General features: G+C 70.6%; 14 protein-coding genes and 1 pseudogene. 9 read left to right on the forward strand and 6 right to left on the reverse strand.

Annotated elements, in window-relative coordinates; genetic code table 11:
- Positions 1–289 precede the first annotated feature (289 nt).
- The 8 genes from FEF34_RS10735 (at position 290) to FEF34_RS10770 (ending at position 10,578) form a co-directional block, all read left to right on the forward strand.
- On the forward strand, positions 290–3,709 hold the full coding sequence (locus tag FEF34_RS10735; RefSeq protein WP_138052964.1) for a sensor histidine kinase: 3,420 nt from the start codon (positions 290–292) through the stop codon (positions 3,707–3,709).
- A gap of 9 nt (positions 3,710–3,718) precedes the next feature.
- A complete protein-coding gene (locus FEF34_RS10740; protein WP_138057401.1) occupies positions 3,719–4,132 on the forward strand; it encodes a roadblock/LC7 domain-containing protein in 414 nt (137 codons plus the stop codon).
- A 156-nt stretch (positions 4,133–4,288) separates the two neighbouring features.
- Positions 4,289–4,696 carry a DUF742 domain-containing protein gene (locus FEF34_RS10745; RefSeq protein WP_093653512.1) on the forward strand — a complete coding sequence of 136 codons (408 nt, stop codon included), beginning with the start codon at positions 4,289–4,291 and terminating at the stop codon, positions 4,694–4,696.
- Positions 4,677–5,258: a GTP-binding protein gene (locus FEF34_RS10750; protein ID WP_138052965.1), complete on the forward strand. Its 582-nt coding sequence runs from the start codon at positions 4,677–4,679 to the stop codon at positions 5,256–5,258. The genes FEF34_RS10745 and FEF34_RS10750 overlap by 20 nt, the downstream gene beginning before the upstream one ends.
- Before the next feature lie 338 nt (positions 5,259–5,596).
- A complete protein-coding gene (locus tag FEF34_RS10755; protein ID WP_138052966.1) occupies positions 5,597–8,926 on the forward strand; it encodes a sensor histidine kinase in 3,330 nt (1,109 codons plus the stop codon).
- A gap of 10 nt (positions 8,927–8,936) precedes the next feature.
- Positions 8,937–9,350, forward strand: coding sequence for a roadblock/LC7 domain-containing protein (locus FEF34_RS10760; protein WP_030980891.1), 414 nt, complete (start codon positions 8,937–8,939; stop codon positions 9,348–9,350).
- Between the two features lie 96 nt (positions 9,351–9,446).
- Positions 9,447–10,016, forward strand: coding sequence for a DUF742 domain-containing protein (locus tag FEF34_RS10765; RefSeq protein ID WP_138052967.1), 570 nt, complete (start codon positions 9,447–9,449; stop codon positions 10,014–10,016).
- Positions 9,997–10,578: a GTP-binding protein gene (locus tag FEF34_RS10770; protein ID WP_027735206.1), complete on the forward strand. Its 582-nt coding sequence runs from the start codon at positions 9,997–9,999 to the stop codon at positions 10,576–10,578. Before FEF34_RS10765 ends, FEF34_RS10770 begins: the two co-directional genes overlap by 20 nt.
- 434 nt (positions 10,579–11,012) lie before the next feature.
- Here FEF34_RS10770 and FEF34_RS10775 read toward each other — a convergent pair whose 3' ends face one another.
- The 4 genes and pseudogenes from FEF34_RS10775 to FEF34_RS43905 all read right to left on the reverse strand — a co-directional run.
- Positions 11,013–11,216 carry an acyl-CoA carboxylase subunit epsilon gene (locus FEF34_RS10775; protein WP_138052968.1) on the reverse strand — a complete coding sequence of 68 codons (204 nt, stop codon included), beginning with the start codon at positions 11,214–11,216 and terminating at the stop codon, positions 11,013–11,015.
- Between the two features lie 21 nt (positions 11,217–11,237).
- Positions 11,238–12,821 carry an acyl-CoA carboxylase subunit beta gene (locus FEF34_RS10780; RefSeq protein ID WP_138052969.1) on the reverse strand — a complete coding sequence of 528 codons (1,584 nt, stop codon included), beginning with the start codon at positions 12,819–12,821 and terminating at the stop codon, positions 11,238–11,240.
- 154 nt (positions 12,822–12,975) lie between these two features.
- On the reverse strand, positions 12,976–13,614 hold the full coding sequence (locus tag FEF34_RS10785) for a polysaccharide lyase beta-sandwich domain-containing protein (protein WP_234042356.1): 639 nt from the start codon (positions 13,612–13,614) through the stop codon (positions 12,976–12,978).
- Positions 13,615–13,914: 300 nt separating this feature from the next.
- Positions 13,915–14,061, reverse strand: a pseudogene (locus FEF34_RS43905) (hypothetical protein); the annotation flags it as partial.
- A 143-nt stretch (positions 14,062–14,204) separates the two neighbouring features.
- Between FEF34_RS43905 and FEF34_RS10795 the strand changes: the two are divergent.
- Positions 14,205–14,813, forward strand: a complete 609-nt coding sequence (locus FEF34_RS10795) for a YceI family protein (RefSeq protein WP_138052971.1) — start codon at positions 14,205–14,207, stop codon at positions 14,811–14,813.
- A gap of 87 nt (positions 14,814–14,900) precedes the next feature.
- On the opposite strand, the gene FEF34_RS10800 is transcribed toward FEF34_RS10795, so the two are convergent.
- Positions 14,901–15,176: a DUF2087 domain-containing protein gene (locus tag FEF34_RS10800; RefSeq protein WP_138052972.1), complete on the reverse strand. Its 276-nt coding sequence runs from the start codon at positions 15,174–15,176 to the stop codon at positions 14,901–14,903.
- A gap of 57 nt (positions 15,177–15,233) precedes the next feature.
- Positions 15,234–15,749 carry a GNAT family N-acetyltransferase gene (locus tag FEF34_RS10805; protein WP_138052973.1) on the reverse strand — a complete coding sequence of 172 codons (516 nt, stop codon included), beginning with the start codon at positions 15,747–15,749 and terminating at the stop codon, positions 15,234–15,236.
- Positions 15,750–15,770: the final 21 nt, after the last annotated feature.

Here is a 15,770-nt window from a genome sequence, read left to right on the forward strand (position 1 = left end):
CGTGACGTCTCGCTCACAACGTGTCACTCAGGTCACAGGCCGATACACGGCCCTTGTTGGAGATCCGGCACTGTGCTGGAATTCCACGCACCGCCGCAGGTCTCCGACCGGCGCGCAGGGGGCGCAACGCAGCGCCGAGTGGCGGCGGGAAGGGGGAGAGCGCCGGTCCACGACCACCTGGGGGCGCCTCCACCGCCCCTACGACGCCGACACCGTCCTTCCGTACCGCGGGGGGACGCCTGGTCCAGAGGTTGCGACGCTAGTGCAGGGACGTTTCAAGAGGGATGGCATGGGGCGTCCCCAGGCCCGCCAGGGCCAAGGGGAAGCTGCCGCTGAACAGGAGCCGCGCGGCGCGAGCGACCGCGGGCCCTCGCCCCAGCACACCCAGAACCAGGGTCCGGCAGGCGACAACGGTGACCGCGGAGCGCGCCCCGGCGCCGCCTCGGCCACCGCGGAGTCGGCGGACCGGCCCAAGGGCAAGGGTCCGACCGACACGGGCTCCCGTATCGCCCTGCGCAACTGGCGCATCAGCACCCGGCTCGTCTCCCTGCTCGCGCTCCCCGTGGTCGCCGCGACCACCCTGGGCGGTCTGCGCATCAACGAGTCGATGAGCGACATCGAGCAGCTGGACCACATGCAGCTGCTCACGAAGCTCACCAAGGAGGCCACGGCCCTCGCCGAGGCGCTCCAGGAGGAGCGCGACCACGCGGCCGGCCCGCTGTCGAACGGCGGCAGCGCCGAGGCGTTCGAGGTCAGCCAGTCCCGCACGGAGACGGACCGCCACCGGCAGTCCTTCCTGGCCGCGACCGTCGACATCGGCGACACCACGGGCGACGAGGCGCTGGAGAGCATCCACGCGAACGTCAGCCAGATCGCCCAGCAGGTCACGACGATCGCCAAGATCCGGGGCACCGCCTTCGACGGCGAGGACTCGACCACGCAGACGGTCAACCGATACAACCGGCTGATCACGTCGCTGCTCACCCTGTCCCAGGACATGGCCCAGGCGACCAACAACCCCGAGATGATCAAGCGCACCCGCGCCCTGGCGGCCTTCTCCGCCGCCAAGGAGTACGCGTCGATCCAGCGCGCGATCATCGCGGCCGCGCTCCCGGCCAACTCCAAGACCGCCGGCGACATGAGCGAGAACGACCGCCTCACCGGTGACGACGCGGCCGAGAACGAGAAGCAGGCCCTCGCCTCGTTCAAGCGTCTCTACGCCTCCCTCGGCGGCAACGCCGAGGAGCTGACCGCCCCCCTCGTGGACGGCAACTCCGAGATCGAGGAGGCGAACGACTACGCCATCCGCGTGCTCAGCCGGCCCAGTGGTCTCGCGAGCGCCGAACGCCGCGGCTACAAGGACTGGACCGACCAGGCCGACACCAAGATCGACGCGATGAACACCATCGAGAAGACGCTTCTCGGTGAGATGGAGAGCAAGGCCCGCGAGCTCAAGCAGGAGTCGCAGCAGGACGCCATCATCAACGGTGCGCTCATCCTGCTGGTGCTCGGTGTGTCGCTCATCGGCGCCTTCGTCGTCGCCCGCTCCATGATCCGCTCGCTGCGCCGGCTGCAGGACACCGCCACCAAGGTCGCCCAGGAACGCCTGCCCGAGCTGGTCAAGGAGCTGTCCGAGGCCGACCCGCAGGACGTGGACACCACGGTGGAGTCCGTGGGTGTGCACTCCCGGGACGAGATCGGAAAGGTGGCCGCGGCCTTCGACGACGTGCACCGCGAGGCGGTCCGCCTCGCCGCCGAGCAGGCCCTCCTGCGAGGCAACGTCAACGCGATGTTCACCAACCTGTCGCGCCGTTCGCAGGGTCTCATCCAGCGTCAGCTGTCCCTCATCTCCGAGCTGGAGTCCCGCGAGGCCGACCCGGACCAGCTGTCCTCCCTGTTCAAGCTGGACCACCTCGCGACCCGTATGCGCCGTAACGGCGAGAACCTCCTCGTCCTCGCGGGCGAGGAGCCGGGCCGCCGCTGGACCCGGCCCGTCCCGCTGGTCGACGTGCTCCGTGCCGCCGCCTCCGAGGTGGAGCAGTACGAGCGCATCGAGCTGGCCGCCGTGCCGGCGACCGAGGTCGCGGGCCGTGTCGTCAACGACCTCGTGCACCTCCTCGCAGAGCTGCTGGAGAACGCGACGTCGTTCTCCTCGCCGCAGACCAAGGTGCGCGTGACCGGTCACGCCCTGCCCGACGGCCGGGTGCTCGTCGAGATCCACGACACCGGCATCGGCCTCTCCCCCGAGGACCTCGCCGCGATCAACGAGCGGCTGGCGTCACCACCCACCGTGGACGTCTCGGTCTCCCGCCGCATGGGTCTGTTCGTGGTCGGCCGCCTGTCCCTGCGGCACGGCATCCGGATCCAGCTCCGTCCCTCCGACTCCGGTGGCACGACCGCGCTGGTCATGCTCCCCGTCGATGTCGCCCACGGCGGCAAGAAGGCTCCGGGCAAGCCCGGTGCGGGCGGGCAGAACAGCGCACCGCAGGCTCCGGCCGGCGCCGGCGGTGGCCGGAGTCTGACCGGCGGGCCCGGTGCGGGCGGCGGCGGACGTCCGGGCCTCGGCGGACAGCGCGGGCAGGTCGGCGCGGGACACTCCGCGCGTGCGGCCCTTCCCGGCCGCGACGGCGGTCTGTTCCAGAGCGGCCCGCAGCAGGGCGGACCAGGTCAGGATCCCGCTCAGCAGGACTTCTCCCGCCAGGGCGGTGCTGCCGCGAGCGCGTTCGGCGCCGACGCCGGGCGCGGCCGACCGGCCGGGCCGGGGGCGCAGGACCGCGGCCAGGGCGACCGGGGCCGCAACTCCGGCCGCCCGGCGCAGCCCGGCAATGACGACCCGCGTGCCGAACTGCCCGGCAGCGGCGGCCGGCAGCAGCGCCCGCAGCCCGCGGGGTGGGGCGGCGAGCAGCCGCGTTCCGCCCAGGACACGCCGCGCGGCCACGAGGACCCCGAGTCCACCGGCCAGTACGCACGGCCCGGTGCCCACCGCGGCGACGGCCACGGAGGCCGTCCGCAGGCCCAGGACCCCGCGGCCACCGAGCAGTTCGCGCGTCCCGACTTCAACGCGCCGCGTCCACCCACGGCGGGCCAGGGCCGACCCGGCGCACCGCGTCCGCGCCAGGGCGGTGCCGACTTCGGCGCGCCGCGTCCGGCCGTGGGCAGCCTGCCCGCGCAGCCGCAGCCCGAGGCGCTGCCGCCGGCGTCCGGTCCCGGCGACGGCCGTACCCCGCTGTACGACACGCTGGAGACGAACTGGTTCCACCAGAACCAGGGCGGCGGTGCCGACGGCGCCGCGCAGCCCCCGGCCGCACCGCAGCAGCCGGCCGCGCGCCCCGCTCCGTCGGGCCCGCCGCGCCGCCCCGCGGCCGGCCAGGGCCAGCCGGGTCAGGGCGGCCAGCACAACGCGGGTACCGCCTCCTGGCGGACCTCGCCCAACGACGAGCTGGTGCGCCAGGCCGAGCGGGTGCGCAAGCCCGCGGCCGGTGGTGTCACCACCTCGGGTCTGCCCCGACGTGTCCCGCGCGCCAACCTCGTGCCGGGAACCGCGCAGGAGCAGACCCACCACACCGGTCCGCAGGTGTCCCGTGCGCCGGACGACGTACGGGGCCGGCTGACCAATCTCCGTCGGGGCATCCAGCAGGGGCGTCAGGCGGGCGGCTCCGGAAACACCGGCAGCTTCAACGTCGGCCCCACTCACCAGCAGGAGCGTTAGTTGAGCCCGATGAGCCAGGCGGCACAGAATCTGAACTGGTTGATCACCAACTTCGTGGACAACACCCCCGGGGTGTCCCACACCGTGGTGGTCTCCGCCGACGGACTCCTGCTGGCGATGTCCGAAGGGTTTCCGCGCGACCGAGCCGACCAGCTGGCGGCGGTCGCGTCCGGTCTGACCTCGCTGACCGCGGGGGCTTCCCGGATCTTCGAAGGCGGCCCCGTCAACCAGACGGTGGTCGAGATGGAGCGTGGCTTCCTCTTCATCATGTCCATCTCGGACGGCTCCTCGCTGGCCGTGCTCGCCCACCCGGACGCCGACATCGGCCTCGTGGGCTACGAGATGGCCCTCCTGGTCGACCGTGCCGGCACCGTCCTCACCCCGGACCTGCGGGCCGAACTCCAAGGGAGCCTTCTCCACTAGGAACATCAAGAAAGCCCGCCGTTCGAGGGTGTGCGCCCCAGGCACACCCCGGTGATCCGTCGCCCGTCCAACTCACCGTCCGGCCGCCCCATCCGGCCCCCCACCGGCCCAGTCAGACGGCACAGCCGACCACTTGCTGTCACGCCCGGAGGATTCATGACCCCGCCCCCCGCCTCTCACGATCCGTACGGTGTCCCCGTCGACACCGACTACGGTCATGAGGGCGACCAGCCGCTGGTGCGTCCTTACGCGATGACCGGCGGCCGGACCCGGCCCCGCTACCAGCTCGCCATCGAGGCGCTGGTCAGCACCACTGCCGACCCGGCGCACCTGTCGACGCTCCTGCCCGAGCATCAGCGGATCTGCCACCTCTGCCGGGAGGTCAAGTCCGTGGCCGAGGTCTCGGCGCTGCTGTCGATGCCGCTGGGTGTGGCGCGGATCCTGGTGGCGGACCTGGCGGAGGCCGGCATGGTGGCGATCCACCAGCCGGGCAACGGAGAGGCCGGCGGAACGCCGGATGTGACACTGCTCGAAAGGGTGCTCAGTGGACTTCGCAAGCTCTAGCGGCGGTGCGGCCCGGTCGACCACCAGCGCGAAGATCGTGGTGGCGGGCGGCTTCGGCGTGGGCAAGACCACGTTCGTCGGCGCCGTCTCGGAGATCAACCCGCTGCGTACCGAGGCGGTCATGACGTCCGCGTCGGCCGGCATCGACGACCTCACCCACACCGGGGGCAAGACCACCACCACGGTGGCCATGGACTTCGGACGTATCACCCTCGACCAGGACCTGATCCTCTACCTGTTCGGCACCCCCGGACAGGACCGCTTCTGGTTCATGTGGGACGACCTCGTCCGCGGCGCCATCGGCGCCGTCGTCCTCGTCGACACCCGCAGACTCGCCGACTGCTTCCCCGCGGTCGACTACTTCGAGAACAGCGGCCTGCCCTTCGTGGTGGCTCTGAACGGCTTCGAGGGACACCAGCCGTACACGCCGGAGGAGGTGCGCGAGGCGCTGCAGATCGGGCCCGACGCCCCGATCATCACCACCGACGCACGCCACCGCGCCGACGCCAAGAGCGCCCTGATCACCCTCGTGGAACACGCACTCATGGCACGTCTCAAGTAGAAGTGGGCGTACGGAAGTTGTCGTAGACCTTTCATGGGCGGGCCGTGTCTCTTTGACACGGTCCGCCTCCATGTTCATAACGTTTCGACAGAGAATTCTCAGGGTTCGGACACCCGATGCATCCGGCTGGTATCGCTGTGCTCACGCAGGACCCTCTTTTTGCCGGAGGTGGCTCTTTATGCCCGTTTTATCTCCGGTTCGGGGAGTGCGGATCGGCCGGTTCCCACTGTTTGGAGCCGACCCCCTGGGCGTGCTGAAATCAACGAACTCATGAGTAGTACGGCCCTGAACAATAATCGGCACAACCTAGGTGCCGACGCCGAGAGGTTGTTGGTCGAGTGAGGCGAAGCAAGACGAGCTCCGCGGAACAGCAGTCGCGGGGCAACTTCACCCCGCCCCCGCGTGCAGCGGCGTCGCCTGCGGATGCGCAGCCCGTGGAGCCCCCCACCACCGGTGGCAGTTCCAGCAGGCTGTCGCCGCGCAACTGGCGTGTGCCGACCCGGCTGAACGCGATCCTCCTCATACCCGTGCTGGTCGGCCTCGTCATGGGCGGATTCCAGGTGAAGGGGTCGATCGACACCTGGAACGAGGCCCAGGACGCCGAGAAGACGGCGCTCATCGTGCGCGCCGCCTCTGAGTACGGCCAGGCCCTCCTCAACGAGCGGGACCTCACGGCGGAGCCCCTGCTGAAGGGCGACAGTCAGAACAGGGTCGTCACGGAGGCCAGGGCCGCCACGGACGCGGCCAAGGCCAAGTTCGACGAGGCCGTCAAGGACATGCCGCAGAAGGAGGGCCTCGAGCGGCGCCTGAACCTCTTCCGCGCCGCGGAGCCGGCCCTCGAGAAGCTTCGCGAGGCCGCCTACACCGTCCCGTTCGAGACGCCCACCAAGTCGGAGGGCGACGACCCGGACGACCCGAGTGACGACGAGCGGGGCCCCGTCGCCACTCAGGAGAGCTACGTCGGCGTCCAGCACTACCTGATGGAGTTCGCCAACGACCTCGGCCTCGGCACGGGCAACGTCACGAGCTACGGCCGGATGGTGTACGCCATCCAGCTGGCCAAGGCCGCCGAGTCGCTGCAGCGCTCCATCGGTACCGAACTGCTCATCCGTCCGAGCGAGAAGAAGGACATCAGGGCCGGCCAGACCATCGCGTTCACCTCCTACGCCTACCTGGAGGGCATCGCCCTCGGCGAGTACCAGTCCGGCGGCACCCAGGCCGACGTGGACCGGCTGAAGGAGGTCATGGCCAGGAAGACGGAGGAGGGCCAGAAGGCGCTGGCCGCCAAGCTGGCCGAGGCCGCCGCCGCCGGCCAGGACATCCAGGCTCCGCCGAAGGACGAGGACGGCTCGGTCCTCGGCGGCATGGTCGGTGCGATCAGTACCGGTGCCGACCCCGACGAACTCGCGGAGCAGGGCGTCACCCAGCCGATCTGGATGGCCGCCGCCACCGCCAAGTTCGAGGGCTACAGCGAGGTCGAGAGGGAACTCGTCGACAAGGCCGTGTCCGAGGCCGCCCAGATCTCCGACGATGCCAAGGCCGACGCCGTCGTCAACGGCCTGATCGTCGTCATCGCCCTGCTCGCCGCGTTCATCCTGGCCGGCATGGTGGCCCGCCAGATGAGCCGCTCGATGCGTCAGCTGCGCACCGCCGCCTTCGGCATCGCCGAGCAGCGTCTGCCGATGCTCGTCGACCAGCTCTCGCGTACCGAGCCCGGCCGGATCGACACCCGTGTGCAGCCGATCCCGATCGACAGCAAGGACGAGATCGGCGAGGTCGCCCGCGCCTTCGACCAGGTGCACCGCGAGGCCGTACGGCTCGCCGCCGAGCAGGCCCTGCTCCGCGGCAACGTCAACGCGATCTTCACCAACCTGTCGCGCCGCAACCAGTCGCTGATCGAGGGCCAGCTGACCCTGATCACCGACCTGGAGAACAACGAGGCCGACCCGGACCAGCTGGAGAACCTCTTCAAGCTGGACCACCTGGCGACCCGTATGCGCCGCAACGGCGAGAACCTCCTCGTCCTCGCCGGCGAGGAGCCCGGCCGCCGCTGGAACCAGCCGGTGCCGCTGGTCGACGTGCTCCGCGCCGCCTCCTCCGAGGTGGAGTCCTACGAGCGCATCGAACTGACCGGCGTGCCGGAGACCGAGATCCACGGCCAGGCCGTGACCGACCTCGTGCACCTGCTCGCCGAGCTGCTGGAGAACGCCACGACGTTCTCCTCGCCGCAGACCAAGGTCCGGGTCACCGCGACCCGGCTGCCCGACGGCCGGGTCATGATCGAGATTCACGACAAGGGCATCGGCCTGACCGCCGAGGACTTCGCCGACATCAACCACAAGCTGGCCAACCCGCCGACCGTGGACGCCGCCGTCTCGCAGCGCATGGGCCTCTTCGTGGTCGGCCGTCTCTCCGACCGGCACGGCATCCGCGTCCAGCTTCGCCCCTCGGGCGAGCAGGCCGGCACGACGTCGCTGGTCATGCTCCCGGACGCGATCACCCACGGTGGCGGCGGCGAGGCGCTGCCCGAGGACGACTTCACCGTCTCCCAGATGATCCCGACTCAGCAGTCCTTCGAGGCGGCGCCGATGCTCACCGCCGCGGAACTCGGCTTCGACGACTCCCGCTACGAGGACCAGCCCTCCGAACCCCGGCAGCTGGACCCGGTCAACCGCTCGCTGATGCGCGAGGAGCGCCGTGCGGCGCTGGAGGCGCAGACAGGCGACGACCGCCCGATGTTCCGCGACGAGCCCGATCAGCCCTACGCCGATCAGGGGAGCTACGCCGAGGAGCAGTACGAGCAGGGCTACGCACAGGAGCCGCAGCCCGCGTACGACCAGAACGGTTACGACCAGAACGGGTACGACCAGAACGGGTACGAGACCGGCGGCTTCCAGGAGAACGGCTACGAAGCCAACGGGTACGAGAACACCGGCGAGTTCCAGGTTTCCGGCGGTTACCCGGAGCACCAGGAGCAGGCCTATGCGGAAGCCTCGTACGATGGCTCACAGGGCTCCGCGCCGCAGTACGACAACGGGTACGCCTCCCAGCCCGACCAGGGAGAGTGGGCGGACCAGAACACCTACCAGGGTGCGTACGAGCCGGAGTACCGAGCGGATACGGAATCTACTCCCTCCGCTCCCGCGAACGGCGCCGACCGCGTAGGCTTCGAACGTCCGGATCCGGCCACCGGCTCCGGCCACCAGCTGACCGACGCCGGTCTGCCGCGTCGCGGCAGCGGGCAGCCGGGACAACCGCAGCAGGGGCAGCAGCAGTGGCAGTCCTCCAGCGGCGGCCGGACGTCGGGACAGGCCAAGCAGGCCCCCCAGGCGCCCCAGGCCGCCCAGGGCGGGGACACGGAGACGGACGGCTCAGACGAGTGGCGTTCGAAGAACGACGAGCGCTGGCAGCGGGCCGAGAAGCTCCGCAAGCCCGCGGCCGGCGGAGTCACCTCGTCCGGGCTGCCCCGCCGGGTCCCCAAGGCCAATCTGATCGAGGGTACGGCCGAGCAGACCCCGCAGAACGGCCCTCAGGTGTCCCGCGCCCCTGAGGATGTGCGTGGCAGGTTGAGCAACCTGCGGCGCGGTGTCCAGCAGGGACGCAGCGCGGGAACGGACACGAACGGATCGGGCTTCGGCCCGGGCAGTACCTACAACCAGGAGCGTTAGTGTGAGCCCGATGAGCCAGGCGGCGCAGAATCTGAACTGGTTGATCACCAACTTCGTGGACAACACCCCCGGGGTGTCCCACACCGTGGTGGTCTCCGCCGACGGACTCCTGCTGGCGATGTCCGAAGGGTTTCCGCGCGACCGAGCCGACCAGCTGGCGGCGGTCGCGTCCGGTCTGACCTCGCTGACCGCGGGGGCTTCCCGGATCTTCGAAGGCGGCGCGGTGAACCAGACCGTCGTGGAGATGGAGCGTGGCTTCCTCTTCATCATGTCCATCTCGGACGGCTCCTCGCTGGCCGTGCTCGCCCACCCGGACGCCGACATCGGCCTCGTGGGCTACGAGATGGCCCTCCTGGTCGACCGTGCCGGCACCGTCCTCACCCCGGACCTGCGGGCCGAACTCCAGGGAAGTCTTCTCAACTAGCTGAACGGCAGTGCGTTTGTCGCCACCGCGCCATAGGGTGCGGTGGCGCGGCTCCACAGGGACACGGACCGACGTACGGCACTCGGAGGAGGAATCGTGGCAACACCCCCAGGCGAACACCCATACGACGGGGCTCGGCAGTCTCCGGGTGAGCATGCTCAGAACCGCTTCAACTTCCCCTCTACACCGAGCAGAGGCGGCGGTCCCCAGCCCTACCAGCGGCCGCAGCAGCCGTACGACCCGTCGTACAACCAGCCGCAGGGCCCCCGGAACCAGCCGGTGGCTCCCCGCCGGGCCCCGGAGCCGGCGCCCGCGTCGGGCGGCAACAATCCGTTGGTGCGTCCGTACGCGATGACCGGCGGCCGGACCCGGCCCCGCTACCAGCTCGCCATCGAGGCGCTGGTCAGCACCACGGCCGATCCCGCACGGCTGCAAGGGCAGTTGCCCGAGCACCAGCGGATCTGCCGGCTGTGCTTCGAGATCAAATCGGTGGCTGAGATCTCGGCACTTCTCTCCATCCCCCTCGGCGTCGCCCGGATCCTCGTAGCCGACCTGGCCGAGGCCGGACTCGTCGCCATCCACCAGCCCGGCGGCAACGAGTCCGCCGGCGGCCAGCCAGACGTGACACTGCTCGAAAGGGTGCTCAGTGGACTTCGCAAGCTCTAGCGGCGGTGCAGCCCGCTCAACCACCAGCGCGAAGATCGTGGTGGCGGGCGGCTTCGGCGTGGGCAAGACCACGTTCGTCGGCGCCGTCTCGGAGATCAACCCGCTGCGTACCGAGGCCGTCATGACGTCCGCGTCGGCCGGCATCGACGACCTCACCCACACCGGGGACAAGACCACCACCACGGTGGCCATGGACTTCGGACGTATCACCCTCGACCAGGACCTGATCCTCTACCTGTTCGGCACCCCCGGACAGGACCGCTTCTGGTTCATGTGGGACGACCTCGTCCGCGGCGCCATCGGCGCCGTCGTCCTCGTCGACACCCGCAGACTCGCCGACTGCTTCCCCGCGGTCGACTACTTCGAGAACAGCGGCCTGCCCTTCGTGGTGGCTCTGAACGGCTTCGAGGGACACCAGCCGTACACGCCGGAGGAGGTGCGCGAGGCGCTGCAGATCGGGCCCGACGCCCCGATCATCACCACCGACGCACGCCACCGCGCCGACGCCAAGAGCGCCCTGATCACCCTCGTGGAACACGCACTCATGGCACGCCTGCGGTAGGCGCGCCCGGCCGTACCGCCCGTCCCGTTCACGGGAAGGCCCCGTGCACCGTCGCACGTGACGGTGCACGGGGCCTTCCCGTGTCCGCCGCCCGGGGGTCTTTCGGCCCGTCGGGTCCCGACGGGCGGAGAAGGGCGGGACGGAGAAAGGCGAAGGCCCCGTCCGTTCCCGGGGGAACGGACGGGGCCTCGGGGTTCGAGTGCCGCGTCAGTCAAGGTTTGCCCGTCAAGGAGCGGCGTCCGGTGCACGGGGCCTCCCCCGGCCCTCGGGGTCGAGGGGTGGGGTCTGCCCCGGGCCCTCCGGGCCGAGGGGAAGATCGCAAGGCGCCGGATCGACCTCGTGGTGGGCCTACTCGGTTGATCCGGCAACGCCGCGAGCCGCCGCGCCGGGCGCCGCGACGGAGTGAACGTCGCCCGATGCGGCACTAGCGGGCGTCAGCCCTGCCAGGAGTGCGGAGCGCGGAAGCCGGACTGACGCTCCAGACGGCGCCACCCGGCGGTGCTACGGCCGCGGTGGGCCGGGACGGCCTGCGGCTGCGAGGCGGCGCGGGCGAGGAGCACGGCTGTGATGGCGGCGAGTTCCTCGGGGTCGGCGTGCCCCTTCTCGACGCGGAGCAGGGACTCTGCGGGCGTGGTCATGTGCAGCGTTCTCCTCATGGGTTACTGCGGGGGGTTGCCGTGCTTGCGGGACGGCAGGTCGGCGTGCTTGGTACGGAGCATGGCGAGGGAGCGGATCAGCACCTCGCGGGTTTCGGCCGGGTCGATGACGTCGTCGACCAGTCCGCGCTCCGCGGCGTAGTAGGGGTGCATGAGCTCGGCCTTGTACTCCTTGACCATGCGGGCACGCATGGCGTCGGGGTCCTCGGCGTCGGCGATCTGGCGGCGGAAGATGACGTTGGCCGCACCCTCCGCACCCATCACCGCGATCTCGTTCGTGGGCCAGGCGTAGGTGAGGTCGGCGCCGATGGACTGGGAGTCCATGACGATGTACGCGCCGCCGTAGGCCTTGCGCAGGATCAGCGAGATGCGGGGCACGGTCGCGTTGCAGTAGGCGTACAGGAGCTTCGCACCGTGGCGGATGATCCCGCCGTGTTCCTGGTCGACTCCGGGCAGGAAGCCCGGCACGTCCAGCAGCGTGATGATCGGGATGTTGAAGGCGTCGCACATCTGCACGAAGCGTGCGGCCTTCTCGCTCGCCTCGATGTCGAGGACGCCGGCCAGCGACTGCGGCTGGTTGGCGACGATGCCGACGACCTGGCCGTCGAGGCGGCCCAGGGCACAGATGATGTTGCGCGCCCAGCGCTCGTGGATCTCCAGGTAGTCGCCGTCGTCGACGATCTCCTCGATGACCTTGTGCATGTCGTACGGACGGTTGCCGTCGGCCGGTACCAGGTCCAGCAGGACGTCCGAGCGGCGGTCCGCCGGGTCCTCGCTCTGCGCGTGCGGCGGGTTCTCCCGGTTGTTCTGCGGGAGCATCGACAGCAGGTACCGGACCTCCGCGATGCACGTCTCCTCGTCGTCGTAGGCGAAGTGGGCCACACCGCTGGTCTCGGCGTGGACGTCCGCGCCGCCGAGGCCGTTCTGGGTGATCTCCTCGCCGGTGACCGCCTTGACGACGTCCGGGCCGGTGATGAACATCTGCGAGGTCTCGCGGACCATGAACACGAAGTCGGTCAGCGCCGGCGAGTAGGCGGCGCCGCCCGCACACGGGCCGAGCATCACGCTGATCTGCGGGATGACGCCCGAGGCCCTGGTGTTGCGCTGGAAGATGCCGCCGTAGCCCGCGAGGGCCGAGACGCCTTCCTGGATGCGGGCACCGGCGCCGTCGTTCAGCGACACCAGAGGCGCGCCGGCAGCAATCGCCATGTCCATGATCTTGTGGATCTTCGTGGCGTGCGCCTCGCCGAGGGCACCGCCGAAGATCCGGAAGTCGTGCGCGTAGACGAAGACCGTACGGCCGTCGACCGTCCCCCACCCCGTGATCACACCGTCGGTGTAGGGCTTCCTCGACTCCAGCCCGAAGCCGGAGGCGCGGTGCCGCCGGAGTTGCTCGACCTCACGGAACGACCCCGCGTCCAGCAGCAGCTCGATGCGCTCGCGCGCGGTCAGCTTGCCCTTGGCGTGCTGCGCCTCGGTCGCCCGGTCACTGGGTCCGCGCCGCGCCTGCTCGCGAAGGGCGTGCAGTTCGGCCACACGCCCCCGTGCGTCGGTCGGCTCGCCTGCGGTCTCGTCCAAAACGGTCATGTACGAACCCTACGGAGCCGACCAAGAAAATCCTGCCGTTGACTCCGTACAGTCTCGCGCCCGATCTGCTGTCAGCCCCGCACAGAACCATTCCGCACCACAGGCGAAGTGCCAGTTGAACGGCCTGCCGTTTTGTCGTGGTCCAACAATGACGTCATCCAGTGGCCACCTCGCAGCCATGTACGACATCTGCCGCACCCGGAGTGACGCGCAACCGCAGGTGGGGGCCGGTGTCCAGCACCTCGACCGACGGAGCGGCACGCAGGACCCGGCCCACCGAACGGCCCCAGACGAGCTCCAACGGCTGCCCGGCGCGCATGGGTTCGCTGATGTGGAGCGTAGCGGTCCGGCCGCACCTCCGTACCACCACGCTCGTCGGCGACGTGACGGTGGGGGCAGCCACGGCAGCGGCCCGCCAGAGGTTCGCCGCGGTCAGTCCGAGCGAGCGGACGGCAACCGACTGACATATATCCGAATTGTCGAGGATCTCCAGCCCGGTCCGGTCGGCCGCACGGGCCGCGACCGCCCGCCGAGAAGCCCCGGGCATCAGGATGTACCCGTACGACGAGTTCACCGGATCGGTCCCGTGGTCGAGCCACAGGGTCTGGTGGAGACAGGGCCGCCGTTCGGTTGTGCCGGTGGTGCCGTTGTCCCGCCACGACCCGGTCCATGCCTCGCACAGGGTGCGCAGCCCCGAGCCGCCGGGCCGCTCCGCACCCTCGGCACCGGCCGGGCCGTACGGGAGGGGGCCCAGCCGCCGTGTCCGCCCAGATGGGCCCAGCGGAAGTGACACCCGGCGGGAGGGCGGCGGCCGGGTACTCGCCGAGGCTCCTGTCGCCGACGACCGCCTCACGGGGACACCGTCCGTACGGTATCCCGGCCCGGCAGCCGGGCCAGATCGGCGACCGCGAACCGGGGGCCGGTCAGGACAGGACTGACGGCGTCCCGTCCGGTCCAGCCCTTGATCATGGCGGGTCAGCGGGTGCGCCGCGTCGGGCGCTCCGCCCGCGAGCAGCGCATGGCCGTGGCAGTGGTCGCCGCGCATGACCCAGCGGCTGCCACCGGAGAGACGGCTACGGCTGATCGCCCGGCCGCTGACGCCGCCCCTCATCAGACCGTCGTGGATCAGCGGGGCGAAGGTGTTCTCCACGTTGCCGAGGACATCGGCCCGGCCGAGGTCGGTGATCTCCCAGGCGGAGCCCGCGAGGAGGGCGAAGAGGCGGCGCAGCCCGCCGAGCAGGGAAGCGGCACGCCGCCCGGAGGGTGCGAATGCCCGCGAAGAAAAGTTGAAACTTAAACGGGAATGTCTCTATGGTGGGAGTCGTTCAAGGTTCAACGAGTGGCCGGGAAGGCCACCGCCCCGCCCGTCCCCGAGGAGCAATCATGGGCCTGTTCAACCGCAAGACCAGCGACACCACCCCCGCCGCCCCCCGCACGGTGGACCCCGCACTGGCGGCCCTGACCGGCAAGTACACCATCGACCCGGCCCACAGCAGCATCGGCTTCACGGTCCGCCACGCGATGGTCACGAATGTGCGCGGCACGTTCAGCGACCACGAGGGCACACTCCACCTGGACGGTGCCGACCCGTCCCGCTCCGCCGCCCTCATCGACGTCAAGATCGCCAGCATCGACACCGGCATCGGCGACCGCGACGGCCACCTGCGCAGCGGTGACTTCTTCGACGCCGAGACCTTCCCGGTGATGTCCTTCCGCTCGACCACGGCCGAGCAGCTCGGCGGCGAGAAGTACCGCATCAGCGGCGACCTCACCATCAAGGACGTCACCCGCCCGCTCTCCATCGACCTGGAGTTCAACGGCGCGGCGACCGACGTCTACGGCAACGAGCGCGTCGGCTTCGAGGGCAGCGCCGAGATCCTGCGCTCCGACTGGGGCCTGACCTGGAACGCCGCACTGGAGACCGGCGGCGTGATGGTCAGCGACAGGGTGAAGCTGAACTTCGACATCTCGGCGATCAAGCAGGCCGCCTGACGGCGCGGCCGGGCTCGACCGGCGAACCCCCGTCCCCGCGGACGGGGGTTCGGCACGGACCCACCCTCCCCGTACCGCCAGGCGCGGTCACGCGGCTCGACGGTAGGCGCTGCCGTCCCTGGCGCGAGTCAGCAGCCGGGCCTCGACCGGATAGCGGCGCAGCGCCGAGCAGTCGTCGTGGACCGTGCGGACGGCGTCGTTGACCTCGCGCTCGCTGTACTCCCGACCCAGCCCGAACAGGGTCCGCGCAGGATGGTCGAGCAGTTGCCGGCGGCGGGCCGCCTTCCGCGGGACCGCCGTCAGCCGGCCCCGGGAGAAGAGCGCGGACACGTCCCGTGAGCCGCCGGGTTCGCTGTAGGACATGCGCCGAAGGCCGGTACTCACGCCCGGGGCGACGCAACGCCATTTCGCCACCCCGCACTACAGCGGTATCTCGATGTCGAGGACCGGGCCGGTGGCCCGGGCCGGCGGCGCGTCCAGGGTCTCCAGGACGTGGAGCATCGGCACGTTGGCCACGGCAACCGCCGCGGTCAGGGTGTGGTGCCCGTCCCGCCGGGCGACGTCGGCGGCATGGGCGGTGAGCGCCGTACCCAGCCCCTTGGACTGCCAGGCGTCCTCGATCAGCACCGCGAACTCGCCGACGCCCTGCCGAGTGGTGCGCATGACGTTGGTCATGGCGATGATGCGGTCCGTCCGCTGGGCGGTGGTGGTGACCAGGGTGGTGCCGCGCTCCGGATCGCACAGCAGCCGCCAGCCTGCCGCCGACAGTCCGGGCGTGCCCGCGTGGTAGCGCATGGCGCGGCTGCCGGGTGAGCAGCGGTGGTGCAGCGCCTGGACCGGGCCGAGGTCGGCGGGGGTCGCCTCCCGTGTCCGGGTGGGCGTGCCGTCGGCAAGGGTGATCGGGTGTCCGGTGCGGCGCATGCCGGTTTCGGGCATAGGGGGCCTCCTCGCGGCCGG

This window comes from Streptomyces marianii (assembly GCF_005795905.1).
GTDB lineage: Bacteria > Actinomycetota > Actinomycetes > Streptomycetales > Streptomycetaceae > Streptomyces > Streptomyces marianii.